Below are 19718 nucleotides of genomic sequence, written 5' to 3'. Positions count from 1 at the left end.
TGACGTCAGAGGCGAGGGTTTGCGTCGCGGATCGCAGGAGGAGGCGCCGTGCGGATCGGAGTGCTCGCGGAGCGGGCAGGGGTGAGTGTCCGGGCGCTGCGCTACTACGAGGAGCAAGGCCTGCTGGCGAGCGCCCGCAGTGCGGGCGGGCAACGCCACTACACCGAGGACGCGTTGGAGCGGGTGAGGTTCCTGCAATGGCTCTACGCCGCCGGTCTGTCCAGCCGGACCATCGCCGAGCTGTTGCCGTGCGTCGACTCACCCAGCGACGACAACACCGACGCCGCCTTCGCGCGGATGATCGAGGAACGCGAGCGGCTCGACGCCCACATCGGCGAGCTGATCCACGCCCGCGACGTTCTCGACGGGCTGATCGCGGGCAACCGCGCCCACCGCAACGCATCAGCCTGAGCCGGTACGCCCCCACGGATCGCACAGCACCGTACGAGTGAGAGCCGTTACCCACGGTAACGCCGCCGCGATCGCCGCGCCGCGGCCGCGACCACCTCCGACGCACCGTTCGGACATCCGCGGCGACCGCGAGCAGGGGATCTGCCGGTGGCCGTCCCGATGGACGGGCCGCGAAGCGCGCCGGACGGCTCCCGGGGACCCACCGGGCCGTTCGGGTGATGTGCGTCGAACGGGCGAACGGCCTGCGGACGGCTGCAACGCGGGCCGGGCCGGAAACGACGGATCGTCTGCGCACTGAGCTGCATGAACGCACCAGGAAGGCGATCCATTGGAACCGCCCGTCCACCCGCACGGCCGCAGCAGCGGCGACGGGATCACCGTCGCGGAGCTGCTCGCCAAGTACCAGGGAATGTCCGTTCTCGCGACACCGCGACATGGCACGGGCGACGCGGTGTCGGTCGCGGCGCTGCTCCGCCGCGAAGGGCGCGGGTCGCACAAGGCCGACCGCCCGCTGCTGCCACGCGGGCACGCCCGTATCGCGGTCCCACCAGCCGGTCCGCCCCGCCGCAACGTCCGCAAGGCGACCGCGGCGGCCGGTGCGCTGTTCGCCGCCACCGCGATCCTCGGGCCCTCGGTGCTCGACGACGGGCCCGGGCACTCGGAGCCCGGGGTCGGCACCGCCGTCCCGCTCCCGCTCACGGACCTGCCCGGCCGAGGGGCACTCGTCGACGCCGCCGCCTCCGACGGCCTCGTCGCGGCAGCGGTGCGACAGCTCTTCGTCGACGCCGTCTCCTCCGATGTGGACACCAGGGCGGTCGGCGGGGCGGTCGGCGGGGCGGCGCCGGGCGATGGCCGGATCGTCGCCCTCGGAGACCGGCCGACCGCGGGCGGGCCGCACCCCGCGTCGGCCGAGCCCGCCGTCATGCCCTCGCCCGGCACCACCCAGCCCGGCGGCGGGGCATCGCCATGGCCGTGGGGACCGAGCGACGGACCTCACGCGCCGGCTCCCGGATCGGGGGCTCCCGGCGGCGGGGCTCCGAGTGGCGACGATCCCGGTGGCGCACCGGGCAGCCCCGCTCCTTCCGGGCCTCCACGGGTCGCCGTGGCGCTGTCCCCGCCTGCGGTGGTGACGCCCGGGGTGCACGTGCCGAGCGCGGGTGTCGAGCTGCCCGTGGTCGGTCCGGTTCGCGGCCCCGCGGTGACGGTGGAACCGGGCGCGGTCACCCCGCCCGCGGTCAGCGCCGCACTCGGCCCGGAAGGGGTGGAGGCGGCCACGACGAAGGCGAAGATCGGCGCGCCGGACGTCGCCGTCTCCGACGTCAGGGTCGGTGTGCTCTCCGCCTCCGGGGCGAGCGTCAGCACGCCCGACGTCGAGGTCTCCGATGCCCGGGTTGCACTGTCCACCGACGCGCCACCGGAGGTGACGCTCCCCGCCGTGGCCATCTCGGCCTCGCGGATCGAGACGCCGGACCTCGCGCTGGGACCGGTGGCGGTAGCGCTCCCCGACGTCGAACTGCCCGCGGTGTCGCTCGCCGGCTCGGACGACGAGGACCCCGACGCGGACGCGAGCGAGCCGAGGAGGACGGCGGACGGCCCCGCTTCCACGGCCGACGCCGACGACGCGGACGCCGAAGCCGGCGACGAACCCGAGGCGGCCGACGAAGCTCCCGCCGACACCGGCTACGACACCGACACCGGCGACGGCGACGGCGACGGCGAGGCTGGCAGCGACGCCGGAAGCGACGCCGGAAGCGACGAGAACACCGGAAGCGACGACGACAGCACCGACAACGACAGCACCGACAACGACAGCACCGACAACGACAGCACCGGCACCACCGACGACGGCGGCTCGACGGACGGCACCGACGGCGGTGACAGCGGCACCGATGACAGCCGCACCGACAGCGGATGAACCTCGGCGGCGGCCGCGGTGACCGTCAAGCCTGTTCGGCGAGGAAGGGCACCACGGCGTCCAGGAACTCCGCCTGCCGCTCGACATTCGCCATGTGCACCGCGGGCAGGACGACGTACCGCGCGCCGGGGACGACCGAGGCGATCTCCTTCCCATGAGCGGCGGAGGTGACCGTGTCGTACTCGCCCGCGACCACCAGCGTCGGGTTGCGGATGAGCGATGCCGTGCGGCGCAGGTCGGCGTCGCGCACCACGGCCCAGCTGCCGGCCACGCCTTCCCGCCGCGTCGCGAGCAGCGTGCGGCGGAAGCCCTCGACGACCTCGTTGTCGCCCTCCAACATGTGGGCCGGGAACCAGTTCCGCAGGAACATCTCCGCGGTTGCCTGCATGTCGGGGGCCGCCAGCAGCTCGGCGATCAGCGGATCCCACTGCTGCGGCGGGCCGAGGTATGCGGCGGTGTTCGAGAGCACCAGGCGGTCAACCCGCTCCGGCACGTGGATCGCCAACCACTGCGCGACGAACCCGCCGAGCGACAGACCCAGCACGTGCACCCGCTGCAGGCCCAGCGCGTCCAGCAGCTCGACCACGTCGCGCCCCAGCCGGTCCAGTGAGTACGGGCCGCTCGGCACGCCGGAGGCGCCGTGGCCGCGCGCGTCGTAGCGCAGCAGCCGGAAGTGCTCGGTGAGGGCGGCCACCTGGCCGTCCCACATGTGGAGGTCGGTGCCGATGGAGTTCGAGAGCAGCAGCACCGGCATGTCCTGCTCACCGTCGAAGCGGTAGGCGATGCGGACGCCATCACCGGTGGTGATTGCCTTGTATGTCTGGGGGTCCATGCCCTCAGCCTCGTGCACGACGTTGCTGATTTCCATTACAAAGATCGGACGAGCTATGTAGGCTCACACGACAATGTCCAGCTTCACACTCCACGAGTTGCAGTGCTTCGACGCCGTCGTGAGCGACGGCGGCTTCCAGGCCGCCGCCGAGCGGCTGCACCGCTCGCATCCGTCGGTCTTCGCGGCGGTGGCCAAGCTGGAACGCCAGCTGGGCCTGAACCTGCTGGACCGCTCGGGCTACCGGGTGCGGCTCACCGAGGCGGGGCAGGCCTTCCACCGCAAGGTGGCCGTCCTGCTGCACGAGGCCGAGGAGCTGCGGACCTACGCCACGCAGCTGGCGATGGGCGAGGAGGCCGAGCTGCGGGTGGTGCTCGGGGACCTGTGCCCGTTGCCGCCGGTGCTGGCCCTGCTCAGCCGCTTCTTCGCGAGCTGCCCGCAGACGCGGATGCACCTGCAGTTCGAGACCGTGACCGGCCCGTGGGAGCGGCTGCTGGAGGACGAGACCGACCTCATCGTGCACCGCGTCCCCAAGAGCGACGTGCGGATGGAGTGGATCGATCTCGGCCGCGTCGCGATGGTCCCGGTCGTGGCGCCCGGGTTCCTGCCCTTCCCCCCGGCCTCGGACATCACGCCGCAACGGATGCGGGCCTTCACCCAGTGCGTGATCCGGGATTCGGCACGGCACCCGACCGAACAGGGCCATTTCCTGGTCGAGGGCGCACCCCGGAGTTCCGTGCCGGACCACCTCATGAAGAAGGAGCTGGTCCTGCACGGCATGGCGTGGGGCCACCTGCCCCGATTCATGATCGAGCCCGAGCTGCGCGACGGGCGCCTGCTGTCCATCGCCGGACGACACTTTCCCGGTGTGGTCGAGAACCTCTCGGCGGCGCGCCGGCGCGACCGGCCGCACGGACCGGTCGCCGACCAGCTGTGGGACTTCCTGGCTCGCGAAGCACCGGTGCTGCGGCCTGGGCTGGGCCGCGTGCCGAGGGCGAAGGGAACCAGACTCCCGGTGGTCGAGTAGGGACGGCGCCCCAGCGCCGGCCCGTATCGAGACCACCAACACCGAGACCGGCATGTGGTCTCGATACGCGCCGGCCCTGGCGGGCCGGCGCTACTCGACCACCGGAAGAGGGGGTCGGCGTTACTCGAGCTGCGGGTAGTGGGTGGGAATGTCCAGCGCACGGGCCAGCGGCACACCGGGCCGGTAGGCCAGATGCCGGTAGGACGGCGCCTCCAGCACGGAGAGGTTGGCGCGCGCGCCGACACCCAGGTGCCCCACATCGGCGCGACGCAGCGCCGCCGCGCCACCGGCCGTCGCCGCCCGCACCGCCTCGGCCGGCGTCATCCGCATCTCGCGCACCGCGAGCGCGATGCAGATCGACATGGACGAGGAGAAGCACGTGCCCGGGTTGCAGTCCGTGGCCAGCGCCACTGTGACGCCGGCGTCGAGCAGCCTGCGGGCGTCCGGATAGGGCTGCCGGGTCGAGAACTCGACGCCAGGGAGCAGGGTCGCCACGGTGTCACCGGACGCCAGCGCGTCGACGTCGGCATCGGTCAGGTACGTGCAGTGGTCGACGCTCGCGGCGGCCAGCTCGACGGCCAGCCGCACGCCGGGGCCGGGCCCGAGCTGGTTGCCGTGCACCCGCAGGCCGAGACCGGCGGCCCGGCCCGCTTCCAGCACCGCGCGGCTGGCGCCCCCGTCGAAAGCGTGTGGGGAGGCGGGCTCGCAGAACACGTCCACCCAGCGCGCGTACGGCGCGCACGCCCGCAGCATGGGGCCGGTGACCAGCGCGACGTACTCATCGGTCCGGCCCGCGTACTCCGGGGGCACGACGTGCGCGCCGAGGAAGGTGGTCTCGTCGGTCACCTCGCGGGCGAGCCGGAGCGCGCGCGCCTCATCGGCGACGGTCAGGCCGTAGCCGCTCTTGACCTCGACCGTCGTGGTGCCCTGTGCTCGCATCTCCGCCACGAGGGCGCGGAGACGCGCCCGGAGCTGGTCGTCGTCGGCCGCGCGGGTGGCCGTGACCGTGGAGGCGATGCCGCCGCCGTCGTAGGGCACGCCCGACATCCGCGCCTCGAACTCGGCCGAGCGCTCGCCTGCGAACACCAGGTGGGCGTGGCTGTCGACGAAACCGGGCAACACGGCCCGGCCCTCCACGTCGATCCGCGCGTCGGCCGCGGGAGCCGATGCCGAGGGACCCACCCATGCGACGAGGCCGTCGTCGACCACCAGCGCCGCGTCGGCCACGATCCCCAGCGGGCCGGGGCCGAGCGCGGGGTCGTTGGTGACCAGCTCGGCGATGCCCGTGACCAGCGTGCTCATGGCTCCTCCCAGAGCGGGGCGATGGCGTCGGCCAGCAGCCGGCCCACGTCCCCCAGCACATGCCTGCCCTCGCGCACGATCACACGCCCGTCGACCACGACGGTGTGGATGTCCTCGGCGCAGGCCGTCATCACCACCTGCTCGGGGGCCGTGCCTGCGGTGCGGGGGCGGTCCAGCCCGACCGCGACCAGGTCGGCCCGCGCGCCGGAGGCGATCCGTCCCGCGTCCGGCCAGCCGAGGCAGGCGTGCCCGTGCTCGGTGAGCGCATCCACGAGGGCGGCGGGTGTCAGGCGGCCGCGCTCGCCGGAGGCCAGCCGCTCGTGGGACTCGACGAGTCGGGCCTCGGCGAGCAGGTCGACCGTGACGTGCTGGTCGCTGCCGACCGTCAGCGGCGACCCGGCCCGCCGCAGCGCCCGGAACGGGCCGATGCCGTCGGCGAGGTCGGCCTCCGTACTCGGGCAGGCGCACACGCTGGTGCCCGAGCCGCCGAGCCGGGCGATGTCGGCGGCGCTCAGGTGCGTGGCGTGCACCGCGGTCGTGCCCGGCCCGAGGACGCCCTGTTCGGCCAGCAGCGCCGTGGGCGTGGCCCCGTAGAACGCCTGGCACGCGTCGTTCTCCTGCTGCTGCTCCGACAGGTGGACGTGCAGGGGCCGCCGGCCCGCGGCCCGCACGACGACGGGCAGCTGCGCGGCGGGCACCGCCCGCACCGAGTGCACCGCCGCGCCCACCCGCACCCCGTCGGTGTCCGCGAGCCGGGCGACGCGCTCCGCCCAGGCGTGGGCGTCACCGTCGCCGAACCGCGCCTGCACCGGGTCGAGCGGGGTGTGGCCGGACGCGCCGAGCCCACCGGCGAGGTAGCAGGTGTCCAGCAGCGTGAGCCGCACGCCCGCCTCGGCGGCCGCCTGGATCAGCGCCTGTCCCATCGCGTTCGGGTCGGCGTACGGGGTGCCGTCCTCGTCGTGGTGCAGGTAGTGGAACTCGCCGACGCAGCTCACGCCGGCCAGCGCCATCTCCGCATACGCGGCCCGGGCCAGTGCGAGGTAGCGGTCCGGGTCGAGCCGCGCCGCCACCTCGTACATCCGCTCCCGCCAGGTCCAGAACGTGCCGCCGCGGTCGTGCGTGCGGCCGCGCAGGGCGCGGTGGAACGCGTGGCTGTGGGCGTTCGCGAAGCCCGGCAGGACCAGGCCCGCGAGGCGCACGTCCTCGGGGCCGGGGTCGACACCGGTCGTCACGTCCGCGATCCGGTCGCCGTCGGTCGTGACGCGGACCCGGTCGCGCGGGCCGCCCTCCAGCCAGGCCCGCTCGCACCAGTACCCCGCCGTCACCCGAGCTCCTCGACGACCCGGGTGAGCGCCTCGACGCCACGGTGGCAGTCGGCGGGGTCGGCGTGCTCATCGGGCGAGTGGGAGACCCCTGTCGGGTTCCGGACGAACAGCATCGCCGCCGGGATCCCGGCCGCGGCGAGGATCCCGGCGTCGTGACCCGCCCCCGTCGGCAGCACCGGCGCGCCGAGCAGCGCGGCCAGCCGCTCCCGCAGGCCGGCGTCGAAGGCGGTCGGCCCGGTCCACGACTCCTCGACCGGCTCGCTCCCGGCTGCAGCCGCCACCGCGGCGACGACGGCCCGCACGTCCCCCTCGTCGGGGCCGCGGGCGTCCAGCCATGCGGTGACGCGGGACGGGATCGCGTTGACCCCGTTGGGCTCCACCCGCAGCTTCCCGATGGTGGCGAGCGCGTCGTGTCCCCGCGCCGCCCGCCGTGCCGCGGTGACGGCATCGGCGAGGTGCAGCATCGGGTCGTCCCGGTCCTCGAGCCGCGTCGTGCCGGCGTGGTCGGCGCGGCCGCGCAGGTCCAGGCGCCAGCGGCCGTGCGGCCAGATCGCGCTCGCAACGCCGACCGCCGCCTTGTCCGGTGCGTCGACGAGTGCCCTGCCCTGTTCGACGTGCAGCTCGACGAACGTGCCCACTCGCGCCAAGGTGGCGGCGTCCGGGCCGACCTGCGCGGGATCGTGGCCGGCCGCGGCCATCGCCTCGGCGACGGTCGTGCCGTCGGCGTCGGCGAGCGAGCGGGCGCGATCCGGGTCGAGCGCGCCGGTGATGATCCGGCTGCCCGCGCACGCGATGCCGAACCGCGCCCCCTCCTCGTCGGCGAAGACGGCAATACCCAGCGGGCGGCCCGGCGTCCATCCCCGCTCCCGCAGCGCGTCAAGGGCCGCGAGCGCGGACACGACGCCCAGCGGGCCGTCGAACGCGCCTCCGTCGGGCACCGAGTCGAGGTGGCTGCCGAGGACGAGGCCGGGCCCGTCGGCGTCCGGGTCGCCCCACCAGGCCCACAGGTTGCCCGCGCGGTCGGAGGTGACGTCGAGCCCGCGCGCCGCCGCCTCGCCGGTGAACCATTCCCGCAGGGCCGCGTCCTCGGCGGTCCAGGCGAACCGGCGGTAGCCGCCGCTGCGGGAATCCCGGCCGACCGGGTGCAGGTCGGCCCACATCGCGTCGAAGGTCATCGCACCACCGTCCCGGCCGGGTAGATCATCTCGGCGGGCACGTCCGTCGTCCGCTTCGCCCACGGGTAGTACACCGCGGCGGTGACGGCGAGGCCGACCAGCCAGGAGATGTCGGCGCCGTCGAGCGCCTCGGCCACCGGACCGGTGTACAGGGCCTGCGCCATGAACGGGATCTGGGCGAGCACACCGATGGTGTACGACACCAGCGCGACCGCGTTCCACCGCCCGTAGCGGGCGTCCGGGTCGTAGAGCGCGGGCACGTCGACCCGTTCCCGGGAGATCAGGTAGTAGTCGATCAGGTTCACCGCGCTCCACGGTGTGAAGACCATCAGCAGCGCGAGGATGAACTGCCGGAAGTTGTCCAGGAAGTTCTCCGACGCGAGCAGCGCGATCAGCACGGACGCCGCGAGGAACGCGCCGATGAACGCCACCCGCCCGGCCCGCGACACTGATGCGGCCCTCGTCACCGAGGTGACCGTGGTCAGCAGGCACATGAAGCCGCCGTAGGCGTTCAGGCAGTTGACCGTGAGCTTGCCGACCACGATCACGAGGAAGATCGCGATCGCCGCGGCACCCCCGCCACTCAGCTCGCCGAGGAAGCCGACCTGGTTGTCCAGGAAGTCGCCGCCGGCTGCCATCGGGATGGCGGCAATCAGCGCGCCGAGGCTCATCGACCACTGCGAGCCGAGCACGCTCCCCCACAGCGTCGTGTGGAACGTCGCGCGCTCGCTGGTGTGGCGCGGGAGGTAGCGGGAGTAGTCGGCCACGTACGGGCCGAAGGTCAGCTGCCAGCCGGCGCCGAGGGAGATCGCGAGCAGGAACGTGGCGGGGTCGAACGGCACGACGCCGAGCAAGGCGGGCACGTCGTGCTCGACGAGCAGCCGGATGCCGAGGTAGGTGAAGCCGACGACGCCGACAACGGTGGAGATGCGCCCGAGCATGTGGATGTAGCGGTACCCGAGCGTCGCGACGATCCCGGTGAGCGCGCCGAAGACGACGATGCCCACCACCGGGGCGTCGACGCCGACGATCTCGTTGACCGCCTGCCCGGCGAGCACCGTGCCGGTGGCCGCGAACCCGAGGTACAGCAACACGACGAGCACCAGCGGGACGACGGCGCCGTACACCCCGAACTGCGCCCGGCTGGAGATCATCTGCGGAAGCCCGAGCCGGGGCCCCTGCGCCGAGTGCAGCGCCATCACGCAGCCGCCCGCGAGGTTGCCGATCAGCAGCCCGATGATCGCCCACAGCGCGTCGGCACCGAACACGACGGCGAGCGCGCCGTCGACGATCGCCGTGATCTGCATGTTGGCGCCGAACCACAGCGTGAACTGGTTGAGCGGCGACCCGTGCCGCTCGGCGTCCGGGACCACGTCGATGGAACGGCGCTCGATGCGGGACGGGGGCAGCGGAACCTCCGGATCCATCAGCTCCTCCTGGCGTCGTCAAAGGGGGTGGCGGGCTCCCGGAGGTTCAGGAACCTCACGGGGCGGCGGTTCCCTCGGCCATCGGGACGCGGATGCCGTGGGTCACCGCCGTCGTCTCCGCCAGCTCGTAGCCCGCGTCCACATGGCGGAGCACGCCCGTCGCGGGGTCGTTGGTCAGCACCCGTTCGATCTTGGCGGCGGCCAGGTCGGTGCCGTCGGCCACGGTGACCTGGCCTGCGTGGATGGAGCGGCCGATACCCACCCCGCCGCCGTGGTGGATGGACACCCAGCTCGCCCCGGACGACGTGCTGACCAGCGCGTTGAGCAGCGGCCAGTCGGCGATGGCGTCGGAGCCGTCTGCCATGCCCTCGGTCTCGCGGTAGGGGGAGGCGACGGAGCCGGTGTCGAGGTGGTCGCGGCCGATCACGATCGGCGCGGAGATCCGTCCGTCGGCGACCATCTCGTTGAACCGCAGCCCGGCGCGGTCGCGCTCGCCCTGGCCGAGCCAGCAGATCCGCGCGGGCAGGCCCTGGAACGCCACCCGCTCGCGGGCGGCGCGGATCCAGCGGTGCAGCCGGTCGTGGTCGGGGAACAGCTCGAGCACGGCCTCGTCGGTGGCGGCGATGTCGGCCGGGTCGCCAGACAGCGCCGCCCAGCGGAACGGGCCCTTGCCCTCGCAGAACAGCGGCCGGATGTAGGCGGGCACGAACCCGGGGAACGCGAACGCCCGCTCGTAGCCGCCCTTGCGGGCCTCGTCACGCAGCGAGTTGCCGTAGTCGAACACCTCCGCGCCCGCGTCGAGGAACCCGACCATCGCCTCGACGTGCCGCGCCATCGACTCGCGCGCCCGGTCGGTGAACTCCTCGGGCTTCTTCCCCGCGTAGTCGTCCCAGTCGTCGAGGTCGACGCCGTCCGGCAGGTAGGACAGCGGGTCGTGCGCGGACGTCTGGTCGGTGACGATGTCGACCTCCACCCGGCGGCGCAGCAGCGCAGGCAGCACCGCCGCGCAGTTGCCGACCAGCCCCACCGACAGCGCCCGCCGGTCCTTCTTCGCCGCCGTGACGCGGGCGACGGCGTCGTCGATGTCGGTGGCGAGCTCGTCGAGGTAGCGGTGCTCGACGCGGCGTCGCAGCCGGACCGGGTCGACGTCGATCACCAAGCACACGCCGCCGTTGAGCGTGACGGCGAGGGGCTGCGCGCCGCCCATGCCGCCGCAGCCGCCCGTGACGGTCAGCGTCCCGGAAAGGGTGCCACCGAACCGCTTCTCGGCGACGGCGGCGAACGTCTCGTAGGTGCCCTGCAGGATGCCCTGGGTGCCGATGTAGATCCACGAGCCCGCGGTCATCTGGCCGTACATGGTCAGGCCGAGCTTCTCGAGGCGGCGGAACTCCGGCCAGGTCGCCCAGTCGCCCACCAGGTTCGAGTTGGCGATCAGCACCCGCGGCGCCCACTCGTGCGTGCGCAGCACCCCGACCGGGCGGCCGGACTGCACGAGCATCGTCTCGTCGTCGGCGAGCGTGGTGAGCGTGCGGACCATCGCGTCGAACGACGCCCAGTCGCGCGCCGCGCGCCCGGTGCCGCCGTAGACGACCAGATCATCGGGCCGCTCGGCCACCTCGGGGTCGAGGTTGTTGCACAGCATCCGCAGCGGGGCCTCGGTCTGCCAGGACCGGGCCGTCAGCGTCGTCCCGCGCGCGGCGCGGACCGGACGAGCACCCTCCATGACGAACTCCTCTCAGTTCAGTGCTCTCAATGCAGGGAGCCGGTGACGCGCTCCGCGGCGGCGAGCGCCTCGCCGGAGGCGACGAGTCGCACGGCGGCTTCGATCTCGGGCGCCAGCCACCGGTCTGGACCAGGGCCTGCCACTTCGGCGCGCACCCGGTCCCGGACGGCGGCCGTGGCCGCGGCGGGCGCGAGCGGGGCACGCAGATCCAGCGCCCGTGCGCCGGTGAGCAGCTCGATCGCCACCACCCGGGTGAGCCCGTCGACCGCACGCCGCAGCTTGCGGCCTGCCGCCCAGCCCATCGAGACGTGGTCCTCCTGCATCGCGCTGGACGGGATCGAGTCGACCGACGCGGGCGCCGCGAGCCGCTTGAGCTCCGACACGATCCCCGCCTGCGTGTACTGGGCGATCATGTGCCCCGAGTCGACCCCCGGGTCGTCGGCGAGGAACGGCGGCAGCCCGTGGTTGCGGGCCACATCCAGGAACCGGTCGGTGCGCCGCTCGCTCATCGAGGCCACATCGGCGACGGCGATCGCGAGGAAGTCCAGCACGGCCGCGACGGGAGCGCCGTGGAAGTTGCCGTTGCTCTCCACCCGCCCGTCGGCGGTGACGACCGGGTTGTCCACGGCCGCCGCCAGCTCGCGGCCAGCCACGGTCTCGGCGTGCACGACGGTGTCCCGGGCGGCGCCGTGCACCTGCGGCGCGCAGCGCAGCGAGTACGCGTCCTGGACGCGCGTGCAGTCCGGCGTGCGGTGACTGGCCATGATCCCGGACCCGGACAGCAGCGCCCTGAGGTTCGCGGCGCTGTCGGCCTGCCCCGGGTGCGGGCGCAGCGCCTGCAGGTCGGCGGCGAACACCGCGTCGGTGCCCAGCAGGGCCTCCACGCTCATCGCGGCGGCCACGTCCGCGGTGCGCAGGACAGCGCGCAGATCGTGGCAGGCCAGGACGAGCATGCCGAGCATCCCGTCGGTGCCGTTGATCAGCGCGAGGCCCTCCTTCTCCGCCAGCTCGACGGGCTCGATGCCCGCGGCGGCGAGCGCGTCGGCCGCAGGCCGCAGCACCCCAGAGTCGTCGCGCACCTCGCCCTCGCCCATCGCCGCCAGCGCGCAGTGCGCCAGCGGCGCGAGGTCCCCCGAGCAGCCCAGCGACCCGTACTCGTGCACCACCGGGCTGATCCCCGCGGTGAGCATCGCCGCGTACACCCGCGCCGTCTCAGGGCGAACCCCCGTGCGCCCGGTCGCCAGCGTCGACAGGCGCAGCAGCATCAGCGCCCGCACCACCTCGCGCTCGACCTCGGGGCCGTTCCCGGCCGCGTGCGAGCGCACCAGGCTGCGCTGCAGCTGGGCCCGCCGGTCCACCGGGATGTGCCGTACGGCGAGCGCCCCGAACCCGGTCGAGATCCCGTAGTGGGGCTCCACGTCGTCGGCGAGCGCCTCCACCACCTTCCGCCCCGCCGCCATCTCGCTCTCGGCATCGGCGGACAGGCGAACGCCCGCCCCGCCACGGGCGACAGCAAGGATCTCTGCGGGGGTCAGCGGCCCGGTCCCGACCTCGACGGTGTTCTCATGCACCGCTGCATCCGACACCCTCGCAGCGCCGCCGCACCATGGATCAACGCTCGTTTCTGTCCGGGGTACCGGACAGTTGCTAGCCTCGGCGGCGTGCCTCGCCAGGTGAAGGCGCCCGCGGCACACCAGGTTCTGGCCATACTGGGGCATCTCGGGCGGCAGGCGGGCCCGGTGCCGGCGGCGACCATCGCGCGGGAGCTGGGGCTCCCCCGCTCGACCACGTACCAGCTCCTTGCCACCCTCGCCGAGAGCGGGTTCGTCGTGCACCTCGCCGACGAACGGCGCTACAGCCTCGGGTTGGCGGCCTACGAGCTCGCGACCGGCTACGCCCGCCAGGCGCCGCTGCAACGCGTCGCGCGGGTGCCGCTCGCCCGGCTCGTCGACCGCACCGGGTACACCGCGCACCTGGCCGTCCTGCACGGGCGCGAGGTCATCTACCTCATCGAGGAGCGGGCACCCGGTCGCCCACCGCTGGTCACCGACGTCGGGGTCCGCCTTCCCGCCCAGCTCACCGCCAGCGGGCGCGCGATGCTCGCGGCCCTGCCCGCGGCGCAGGTACGGGCCCTGTTCCCGCAGCCGGAGGCCTTCGTGACCCGGCACGAGCCAGGCCCCCGTTCACTCTCGGCGCTGCGGAAGCTCCTCGTCGAGACCCGGCGTCGCGGACACGCCGTCGAGGACGGCGAGGTGACACCGGGCTTCGTCTCGATCGCCGTGGCCGTGCTCGACCACACGCGGCACCCGGTCGCGAGCGTCGCCGTCACCATGCCCCGATCGGAGCTCAACCCGGATCTGAGCGACGTGGTCGTCGCGGAGGTCGCCCGGACCGCGCGGGCGATCGCCGCGCGGATCAGCGGCCACACCCATCCCCCCGCTCTCTGACGACGGGGAGCCAGCCGCCGATGCGGGGATCCAGCGGAGGGCGAGGACCCCGAGTGCGACGTGCAGGAGACTGGCCACCGCCGCGACCGTGTGCAGGCCAGTGACGAAGGCGGTCTTCGCGTCCACGACCGTCGCCGCCGCGATCTCCGGGAGCTGGAGCGTCTCGCCGAGGGTGGGGGCGAGGTCGGGTCCCTCGAGCCGGAAGAACAGCGCGGCGAGGGAACCGAGGAGCGCGATGCCGAGTGCGTTGCCGATCTCGTTGCTGGTCTCCGCGATCGCGCCGGCCGAGCCGGCGCGCTCGGCGGGGACGGCGCCGACGGCGGTGTCGGCGACGAGCGAGAAGGAGATGCCGTAGCCGACACCCGCGACGGCCGTGGACGCGACGTACCAGCCGACGCCGCCCGTGATCGTGGTGGGCAGCAGCAACAGCAGGCCGGCCGCGATGGAGAAGGCACAGACGACGAGTGCGGTGCGCTTGCCGACGCGGTCGACCACGAACGGCGTGACAACGCAGGTCGCGGTGAGCACCACGGCGCCGGGGATCGCGAGGAGCGCCGCGTGCAGGACCGGCAGGCCGAGCACGGACTGGAGGTACACCCCTGACAGGTAGGCGGCCGCCGACCACGCCGCCAACGGCAGCAGGCCGGTGATGATCGCCACCGTGAACACGCGGTCGCGGAAGAGCGAGAACTCCATCAGCGGGTGCTCGAGGTGCCGCTGACGCCTGGCGAACCACACCAGGAGCACCAGGCCCGCGACGCCCACGACGACCGGGACCGCCGACAGGCCTTCGGCGGCGGTGTGCTTGACACCGAAGATCGTGAACAGGAGGCCGGCCGTTGAGCTCACGACACTGGCGACGTCGACGCGACCGGGACGACTCGCGCGAACCTCGCGGAGCAGGATCGGCGCGAGGACGAGGAACGCGATGATGACGGGAAGGTTGATCAGGAACACCGATCCCCACCACAACCTCTCCAGCAGGAGGCCGCCGAGCACCGGTCCGACGGCGAACCCTGCCGCGAACGCGGCGGCGAAGATGCCGATGGCCCGCGCCCGCTGCCGCGGGTCGGTGAACAGCTCGCTCAACACCGCCAGTGCCGACGGCAGGAGGGTCGCGCCCGCGACCCCCATCAGCGCACGGGCGGCGATGAGGAGCTCGGGGCTCGGCGCGAACGCGGCCGCGGCCGAGCCGGCGCCGAAGACGGTGGCCCCGATCAGGAGCAGCCGCAGCCGGCCGTACCGGTCGCCGACGCCGCCGAACGTGATCAGCAGGGAGCCGACGGCGAAGCCGTAGATGTCCAGGATCCACAGGGCTTGGTCGGCGGTCGGTGTGAGAGCCTGGCTGATCCGGGGCATTGCCAGGAAGAGGATCGACCCGTCCATGGAGACCAGCAGTACGGGCCCGAGGATCACCAGTAGCCCGAGCCATGCCCGCAGGCCCGGGGAGTTCTGTGCGTGCTGTCGAGACATGCATGCGACGCTGCGGCAGGACCGGCCGGCCAGCCATCCCCGTGCCGTGGGTAGATCCAGCAGGTGTACCCACCGCGCCTCGGTGCCGCCTAACGTCGGCGTCGTGGAGAGCCTCGGAGCCTTCTTGAAGAGCCGTCGTGATCGGGTCACCCCGGCCCGGATCGGCCTGCGCACCCACGGGTCCGCCCGCCGCGTGCCCGGCCTGCGCCGCGAGGAGCTCGCCCAGCTCGCGGGGGTGAGCGCGGGGTACTACACGCGGCTGGAGCAGGGGCAGGCCGAGACCGCGTCCGCCCAGGTTCTCGACGCCATCGCGCGCGTCCTGCAGCTCGACGAGATCGAGACCGTCCACCTGCACAACCTCGCTCGCCAACCCGCCGGCCGCGGGCTCGCCGAACCTCCGCCGGAGGAACCCCATCCACGCGTACTCGCGCTGCTGCGGTCCCTCGGCGACACGACGCCCGCGGTCGTGCTCGGCAGGCGCGCTGACGTGCTCGCCTGGAACCGCGCCGGTCACGCGCTCAAGGCCGAGCACGTCGACTTCGACGCGCCTGCGGACCCGGCACACCGGCCGTCGATGCCGCGCATGGTCTTCCTCGACCCGCTCACCCGCGACCTGTACCGCAACTGGGACGAGGTCGCGGCCGCCCACGTCGCGTTCCTCCGGCTCACCGCGGGCCGGTATCCCACCGACGCCCGGCTGGCCGCGCTGATCGGGGAGCTCTCGATGCGCAGCGACGAGTTCGCCAGGATGTGGGCGGGCGGGGACGTCGCGGACTGCACCGTCGGGACCATCGAGCTGCAGCACCCCACCGTCGGCGCCGCGAACGTCGCCTACCAGGTGTGGCTTCAGCCCGACAGTCCCGACCACCGGCTCGAGATCTACACTCCGAACGACCCGAGCTCCGCCGACGCGTTGCAGGTCCTGGCGCACCAATGCCGCCTCGCACGGGCGTGATCAAGCCCGCGAAACCCGGTGGTCGAGTAGGGCCGACGCGCCAGCGGCGGCCCGTATCGAGACCACCTCCCCGCGCTCCCACCAGAAGCAGAGGGGGTCTCGATACGCTCCGGCGCAGGCCGCCTCCGCTACTCGACCAGCGGGCTGCGCGGTGGATCAGGGGATGGTTATCACGAAGCCGATCTCCGGCGGGCTCACGGCTACCCGGGTCTCGCCGGCCCCGCCATCCCCGCGGGCCTGCACCGTCCACTCCCCCGGCAGGAGGGCGAAGGAGAAGCGTCCGTCGTCGTCGGCCACCAGGGCGATCTCGGGCACCGGGGCCGGGCCGTCGACGATCACGATGAAGGCGTGTGGCACGGGCCGGCCGTCGCGGCCGACGACCTGGCCCGTGCAGGGCACGCTTTCGTTCATCCCGCCGGCAGCCCGCCGTCCTCGTCGATCCAGCCGCGGATGGTGTCGAAGACCTCCGGGATGATCCGCGGTGCGGAGTTCGCGGTGATCCCGAAGGTGCCCGGCGTCCCGCCGATCCCGTAGGCGTGGATGCCCACCGCGACCGGGGGCGACTCGACGCTCTCCTGGATCCAGACCGGGGCACCGCTCTGCCCACCGAACGTGTCCACGTCGTAGAAGATCCGCCGGTCCGACACCTGGAGCACCCGGTTCACCGCATGGTACTGCTCGTTGCCGTTGCCTCGATCGCCCGGGTAGCCGGAGATGTTCACCAGGAACCCGGTGAGCTCGTCGACCGAGAGCGTCCCGATGGCGAACCAGCCGACCGTATCCCCGAGCGGTTCGTCGAGGTGGATGCAGCCGATGTCGAAGTCGGGGTCTGCCTGGTCGATCCACCGGTCCACCGAGGAGAACCTGCCGCTCGCGATGCTGCCGAACGGTCGCATGGTGGCTACCGGGCCGGCACCGATCAGGCCGGGGATCACCTCGATCGTGTCGGCCCAGCCGGCGAAGAACTGCGTGCTGTGCACGCAGTGGCCCGCGGTCACGATGGTGCGCGGGCCCACGAACCAACCCGTGCCGATCGCCGCGGCGCCGTTCGGAGCCTGCATCCGCAGAGCACAGATCATCCGCCACGGCGACAGCTCGGTGTCCAGGATGCGTACCCGCTGGTCGATCCCGATCACGCTCTCGAGCGGCGAGCCGATCGGCCCGATCGGCTCGCTCTTCCCGACGGCCACCAGCAGCCGGCTGCTGCGCGACTCCTCTTTGGACGCGGATCCGGGACTACCTGTGGTGAACCGCGACTCCTCCTGCGGTACTACCGACTCGAGGCTAGAGACCCTCTTCGTCACCGACTTCAGATCGATCATGTCGACTCCCCAGTGGCGTACACGTCTGCCGGCTGACCGATGAGGCCGACAGCGGCATCGGTGATACGTGTCCCACCCGGGTTCGCCGATTGGCACTGGGGGCTCGCACACCAATTCGATGTGCGAGTGCGGGCGGTCCACGCTGTTGGTGACCGTGCGCACCAATCTGTTCTAACTGCGGGAGCCCGGGGGGCCTTGCAGCGGACACCGGTCGGCTCGCGGACTTCGATCGAGGCAGGAACCACCGGCCGGTGACTGCGGCTCATTATCTCTTTCAGGCTTCGGCGCCGCGTTCGGCGGCGAGCAACCGGTCGACGACGTCGCGGTACGCGTCCTTCATCGGCAGCTCGCGCTCGACGTGGACGCGACGTCGGGAGGCGGCGACGTCGATCTCGCGGATCGGGTCGTACCCGGGGCGCTGGTAGGTCTCCCACCAGAGGCCGACGCCGCGGCGTTGCCATGCGGGCAGGTCGTTGAAGTTGATCCCGTACCCGAACAGCAGCTCGTTCTTGTCCGCGATCGTCGCTCGTTCCAGGGCCCGGGTGGCTTCCGCGCGGGTCTTGCCGTCCTTGCGCAGCGTCCAGTAGCACCAGCCGTTGAGGGCGCAGCGCGCGGCATCGCTCTGCCGCCAGGAGAAGTAGTCAGCGACGTCGGTGGTGCTGGTGCCGATCCAGACGCGGCCGTCGAAGTGCGCTGGTTCGCCCGCGGCGTGGGTGAACGCAGCGGAGGCGATGCCCGCCGAGATCGAGACGATCTTCTCGACGCCGCGGCCGAACAGGTCGAACGACGGATCGAGCAGGACCGAGATCTCGTCGCTCTCGGTGTAGGCGTAGCGACCTGCGAGCTCGGTCAGCAGCGTCTGCGCTGTCTCGACCATCAATGCGGAGAACCGCAGGTCGAACGGCTTGTCGAAGCGCTCCTCGGTGAAGCGGGAAAAGCTGCGGCCGTCCACCCGGACGACCGTCCACGCGCCGGGCAGCACCCGCATCGAGTGGAACCATTCGCGGGCGCGTTGCCGCACCTCGAACTCGTCGGCGTCCACCTCAACCCTCCTCGTTCAAGGGCCGGATCGTGAATCCGCCCGTTCCGTCGGACTCCACGACGTGCAGCCCGTCGAACCCGTCGACCAGCCGCGGACGCCGCAGCCGTGTGAGGGTGGCGTACAAACCGACATCGGGCACCCGGGCTTTCCCCGACCGGGCGGCGTTGCGACTCATGGAGACGGCGACGTCGGGTGGGAACCAGTAACCGACGACCCGCGCCGCGTGCTCACGGGCGACCGCGATGATGGGCTGCCACTCCTCGGGCGAGGGGTTCGTGTTGTCGACCGCAACGCTACGTCCGGCGGCCAGGGCGTCGTGGATGAGGCGCATCTGGCGCCGCTGGCGATTGCGCGCGTTGGGGAAGGCGTCCTTGCTGACGTGGGTGTGGTCGGCGGCGAGCCGCTGCCGATAGAAGGTGGTCTTGCCCGATGCCTGCAGGCCGATGAGGATCACCACGTCTACCTCTCGGACACCTTCAGCCACGCTGGGCAAGTCTGCACGATCATGCATCGAGGATGCGGAAGGCCTCGGTGAGTCCATGGCGGTTCGGCCGCCCACAACGGCGCCGGAGCCACTCGCTAGGCACGCCACCGCTAAGGATGTTCCGCCGTGCCGAGCGTGATCAGGAGTGATCGGCCGGTGGCGAGGAGTTCGCCGACGAGTGAGCTACTCGGTCAGGTGCTGGACGAACCAGTTGCCGGCGAGTTCGGCGACTCGGTCCAGCGCGCCGGGTTCTTCGAACAGATGGGTCGCGCCAGGGACGATGACGAGCTGTCGTTCGGCGGGCATCCGGTCCTCGGCGACCTCGTTGAGTTCGATCACCTGCTGGTCGCCGACGATCAGCAGGGTGGGGGCGCGTACTGCGTGCAGGGCGTGGCCGCCGGCGAGGTCGGGGCGGCCGCCGCGGGAGACGATGGCGGCGGCTCGGTCGTTGCGCGCGGCTGCGACGAGCGCGGCCGCAGCGCCGGTGCTCGCCCCGAAGTAGCCGAGGCGCAGGTTTCGGGTGCTGGGTTCGTCCGCGAGCCAGTCGGCGGCGCCCACGAGGCGGCGGGCGAGCAGCTCGATATCGAACCGGAACTCGCTGGTCTGCGCGTCGATCGCTTCCTCGTCGGGGGTGAGCAGATCCATGAGCAGGGTGGCGAGGCCGCGTTGCTGCAACGCGCTGGCGACGTGCCGGTTGCGGCGGCTGTGCCGGCTGCTGCCGCTGCCGTGGGCGAACACGACGAGCCCGGTTGCCGCGTCCGGGATTGCCAGGTCGCCGTCCACGACGACGCCGTCGGCCTGGGTGATGCGAATCGGGGTGGCGCTCGCCTGGGCCATGGTCGTCTCCTCACAGCGGATTGC

General features: G+C 72.7%; 17 protein-coding genes and 1 pseudogene. 5 read left to right on the top strand and 13 right to left on the bottom strand.

Going from position 1 to position 19718, the window contains the following annotated elements:
• Positions 1-48: 48 nt before the first annotated feature.
• Positions 49-411: a MerR family transcriptional regulator gene (locus K1T35_RS19005; protein WP_220261456.1), complete on the top strand. Its 363-nt coding sequence runs from the start codon at positions 49-51 to the stop codon at positions 409-411.
• A gap of 328 nt (positions 412-739) precedes the next feature.
• A complete protein-coding gene (locus K1T35_RS19000; protein ID WP_220261455.1) occupies positions 740-2326 on the top strand; it encodes a hypothetical protein in 1587 nt (528 codons plus the stop codon).
• Positions 2327-2351: 25 nt separating this feature from the next.
• On the opposite strand, the gene pcaD is transcribed toward K1T35_RS19000, so the two are convergent.
• A complete protein-coding gene (pcaD, locus tag K1T35_RS18995) occupies positions 2352-3158 on the bottom strand; it encodes a 3-oxoadipate enol-lactonase (protein WP_220261454.1) in 807 nt (268 codons plus the stop codon).
• Positions 3159-3231: 73 nt separating this feature from the next.
• On the opposite strand from pcaD, the gene K1T35_RS18990 reads away from it, so the two are divergent.
• Positions 3232-4182 carry a LysR family transcriptional regulator gene (locus K1T35_RS18990; RefSeq protein ID WP_220261453.1) on the top strand — a complete coding sequence of 317 codons (951 nt, stop codon included), beginning with the start codon at positions 3232-3234 and terminating at the stop codon, positions 4180-4182.
• 120 nt (positions 4183-4302) lie between these two features.
• On the opposite strand, the gene hutI is transcribed toward K1T35_RS18990, so the two are convergent.
• The 6 genes from hutI to hutH are packed head-to-tail and all read right to left on the bottom strand — an operon-like array spanning position 4303 to position 12705.
• The gene (hutI, locus tag K1T35_RS18985) at positions 4303-5484 is read right to left on the bottom strand and encodes an imidazolonepropionase (protein WP_220261452.1); all 1182 of its coding nucleotides are present in this window, start codon (positions 5482-5484) and stop codon (positions 4303-4305) included.
• On the bottom strand, positions 5481-6809 hold the full coding sequence (locus K1T35_RS18980; protein ID WP_220261451.1) for a formimidoylglutamate deiminase: 1329 nt from the start codon (positions 6807-6809) through the stop codon (positions 5481-5483). The genes hutI and K1T35_RS18980 overlap by 4 nt, the downstream gene beginning before the upstream one ends.
• The gene (locus tag K1T35_RS18975) at positions 6806-7984 is read right to left on the bottom strand and encodes an allantoate amidohydrolase (protein WP_220261450.1); all 1179 of its coding nucleotides are present in this window, start codon (positions 7982-7984) and stop codon (positions 6806-6808) included. Before K1T35_RS18975 ends, K1T35_RS18980 begins: the two co-directional genes overlap by 4 nt.
• Positions 7981-9411, bottom strand: a complete 1431-nt coding sequence (locus tag K1T35_RS18970; protein ID WP_220261449.1) for a cytosine permease — start codon at positions 9409-9411, stop codon at positions 7981-7983. Before K1T35_RS18970 ends, K1T35_RS18975 begins: the two co-directional genes overlap by 4 nt.
• Positions 9412-9466: 55 nt before the next feature.
• Complete coding sequence (locus K1T35_RS18965; protein WP_220261448.1) at positions 9467-11134, bottom strand: urocanate hydratase; 1668 nt, start codon at positions 11132-11134, stop codon at positions 9467-9469.
• A gap of 26 nt (positions 11135-11160) precedes the next feature.
• Positions 11161-12705 carry a histidine ammonia-lyase gene (gene hutH / locus K1T35_RS18960; RefSeq protein ID WP_255622237.1) on the bottom strand — a complete coding sequence of 515 codons (1545 nt, stop codon included), beginning with the start codon at positions 12703-12705 and terminating at the stop codon, positions 11161-11163.
• A gap of 90 nt (positions 12706-12795) precedes the next feature.
• Between hutH and K1T35_RS18955 the strand changes: the two genes are divergently transcribed.
• The gene (locus K1T35_RS18955; RefSeq protein WP_220263339.1) at positions 12796-13581 is read left to right on the top strand and encodes an IclR family transcriptional regulator; all 786 of its coding nucleotides are present in this window, start codon (positions 12796-12798) and stop codon (positions 13579-13581) included.
• 249 nt (positions 13582-13830) lie between these two features.
• Here K1T35_RS18955 and K1T35_RS18950 read toward each other — a convergent pair.
• Positions 13831-14967: pseudogene (locus K1T35_RS18950) on the bottom strand (MFS transporter); the annotation flags it as partial.
• A 190-nt stretch (positions 14968-15157) separates the two neighbouring features.
• Between K1T35_RS18950 and K1T35_RS18945 the strand changes: the two are divergent.
• The gene (locus K1T35_RS18945) at positions 15158-16009 is read left to right on the top strand and encodes a helix-turn-helix domain-containing protein (RefSeq protein WP_220261446.1); all 852 of its coding nucleotides are present in this window, start codon (positions 15158-15160) and stop codon (positions 16007-16009) included.
• 156 nt (positions 16010-16165) lie between these two features.
• Here the strand turns inward: K1T35_RS18945 and K1T35_RS18940 are convergent, their stop codons facing one another.
• The 5 genes from K1T35_RS18940 to K1T35_RS18920 all read right to left on the bottom strand — a co-directional run bounded on the left by K1T35_RS18940 (position 16166) and on the right by K1T35_RS18920 (position 19694).
• Positions 16166-16420 carry a carboxypeptidase-like regulatory domain-containing protein gene (locus K1T35_RS18940; RefSeq protein WP_220261445.1) on the bottom strand — a complete coding sequence of 85 codons (255 nt, stop codon included), beginning with the start codon at positions 16418-16420 and terminating at the stop codon, positions 16166-16168.
• Positions 16417-17331, bottom strand: a complete 915-nt coding sequence (locus K1T35_RS18935; RefSeq protein ID WP_220261444.1) for a serine protease — start codon at positions 17329-17331, stop codon at positions 16417-16419. Before K1T35_RS18935 ends, K1T35_RS18940 begins: the two co-directional genes overlap by 4 nt.
• 274 nt (positions 17332-17605) lie before the next feature.
• The gene (locus tag K1T35_RS18930; RefSeq protein ID WP_220261443.1) at positions 17606-18373 is read right to left on the bottom strand and encodes a tRNA(His) guanylyltransferase Thg1 family protein; all 768 of its coding nucleotides are present in this window, start codon (positions 18371-18373) and stop codon (positions 17606-17608) included.
• 1 nt (position 18374) lies between these two features.
• Positions 18375-18857 carry an ATP-binding protein gene (locus tag K1T35_RS18925; protein WP_255622229.1) on the bottom strand — a complete coding sequence of 161 codons (483 nt, stop codon included), beginning with the start codon at positions 18855-18857 and terminating at the stop codon, positions 18375-18377.
• A gap of 183 nt (positions 18858-19040) precedes the next feature.
• Positions 19041-19694 (bottom strand): dienelactone hydrolase family protein, encoded by a 654-nt coding sequence (locus K1T35_RS18920; protein WP_220261442.1) that lies wholly within the window; start codon positions 19692-19694, stop codon positions 19041-19043.
• Between the last annotated feature and the right edge of the window lie 24 nt (positions 19695-19718).

The sequence above is a fragment of the Pseudonocardia sp. DSM 110487 genome, from assembly GCF_019468565.1.
Lineage (GTDB): Bacteria > Actinomycetota > Actinomycetes > Mycobacteriales > Pseudonocardiaceae > Pseudonocardia.
The sequence above is the reverse complement of the archived record's forward strand: the minus strand, read 5'-3'. Positions and strand labels throughout refer to the sequence as shown.

Coding starts and splice junctions, on each gene's coding strand:
- K1T35_RS18970 (WP_220261449.1), bottom strand. CDS start 9,411: ATGGATCCGGAGGTTCCGCTGCCCCCGTCCCGCATCGAGCGCCGTTCC.
- pcaD (WP_220261454.1), bottom strand. CDS start 3,158: ATGGACCCCCAGACATACAAGGCAATCACCACCGGTGATGGCGTCCGC.
- K1T35_RS18975 (WP_220261450.1), bottom strand. CDS start 7,984: ATGACCTTCGACGCGATGTGGGCCGACCTGCACCCGGTCGGCCGGGAT.
- K1T35_RS18940 (WP_220261445.1), bottom strand. CDS start 16,420: ATGAACGAAAGCGTGCCCTGCACGGGCCAGGTCGTCGGCCGCGACGGC.
- hutI (WP_220261452.1), bottom strand. CDS start 5,484: ATGAGCACGCTGGTCACGGGCATCGCCGAGCTGGTCACCAACGACCCC.
- K1T35_RS18920 (WP_220261442.1), bottom strand. CDS start 19,694: ATGGCCCAGGCGAGCGCCACCCCGATTCGCATCACCCAGGCCGACGGC.
- K1T35_RS18935 (WP_220261444.1), bottom strand. CDS start 17,331: ATGATCGATCTGAAGTCGGTGACGAAGAGGGTCTCTAGCCTCGAGTCG.
- K1T35_RS18965 (WP_220261448.1), bottom strand. CDS start 11,134: ATGGAGGGTGCTCGTCCGGTCCGCGCCGCGCGCGGGACGACGCTGACG.
- K1T35_RS18990 (WP_220261453.1), top strand. CDS start 3,232: ATGTCCAGCTTCACACTCCACGAGTTGCAGTGCTTCGACGCCGTCGTG.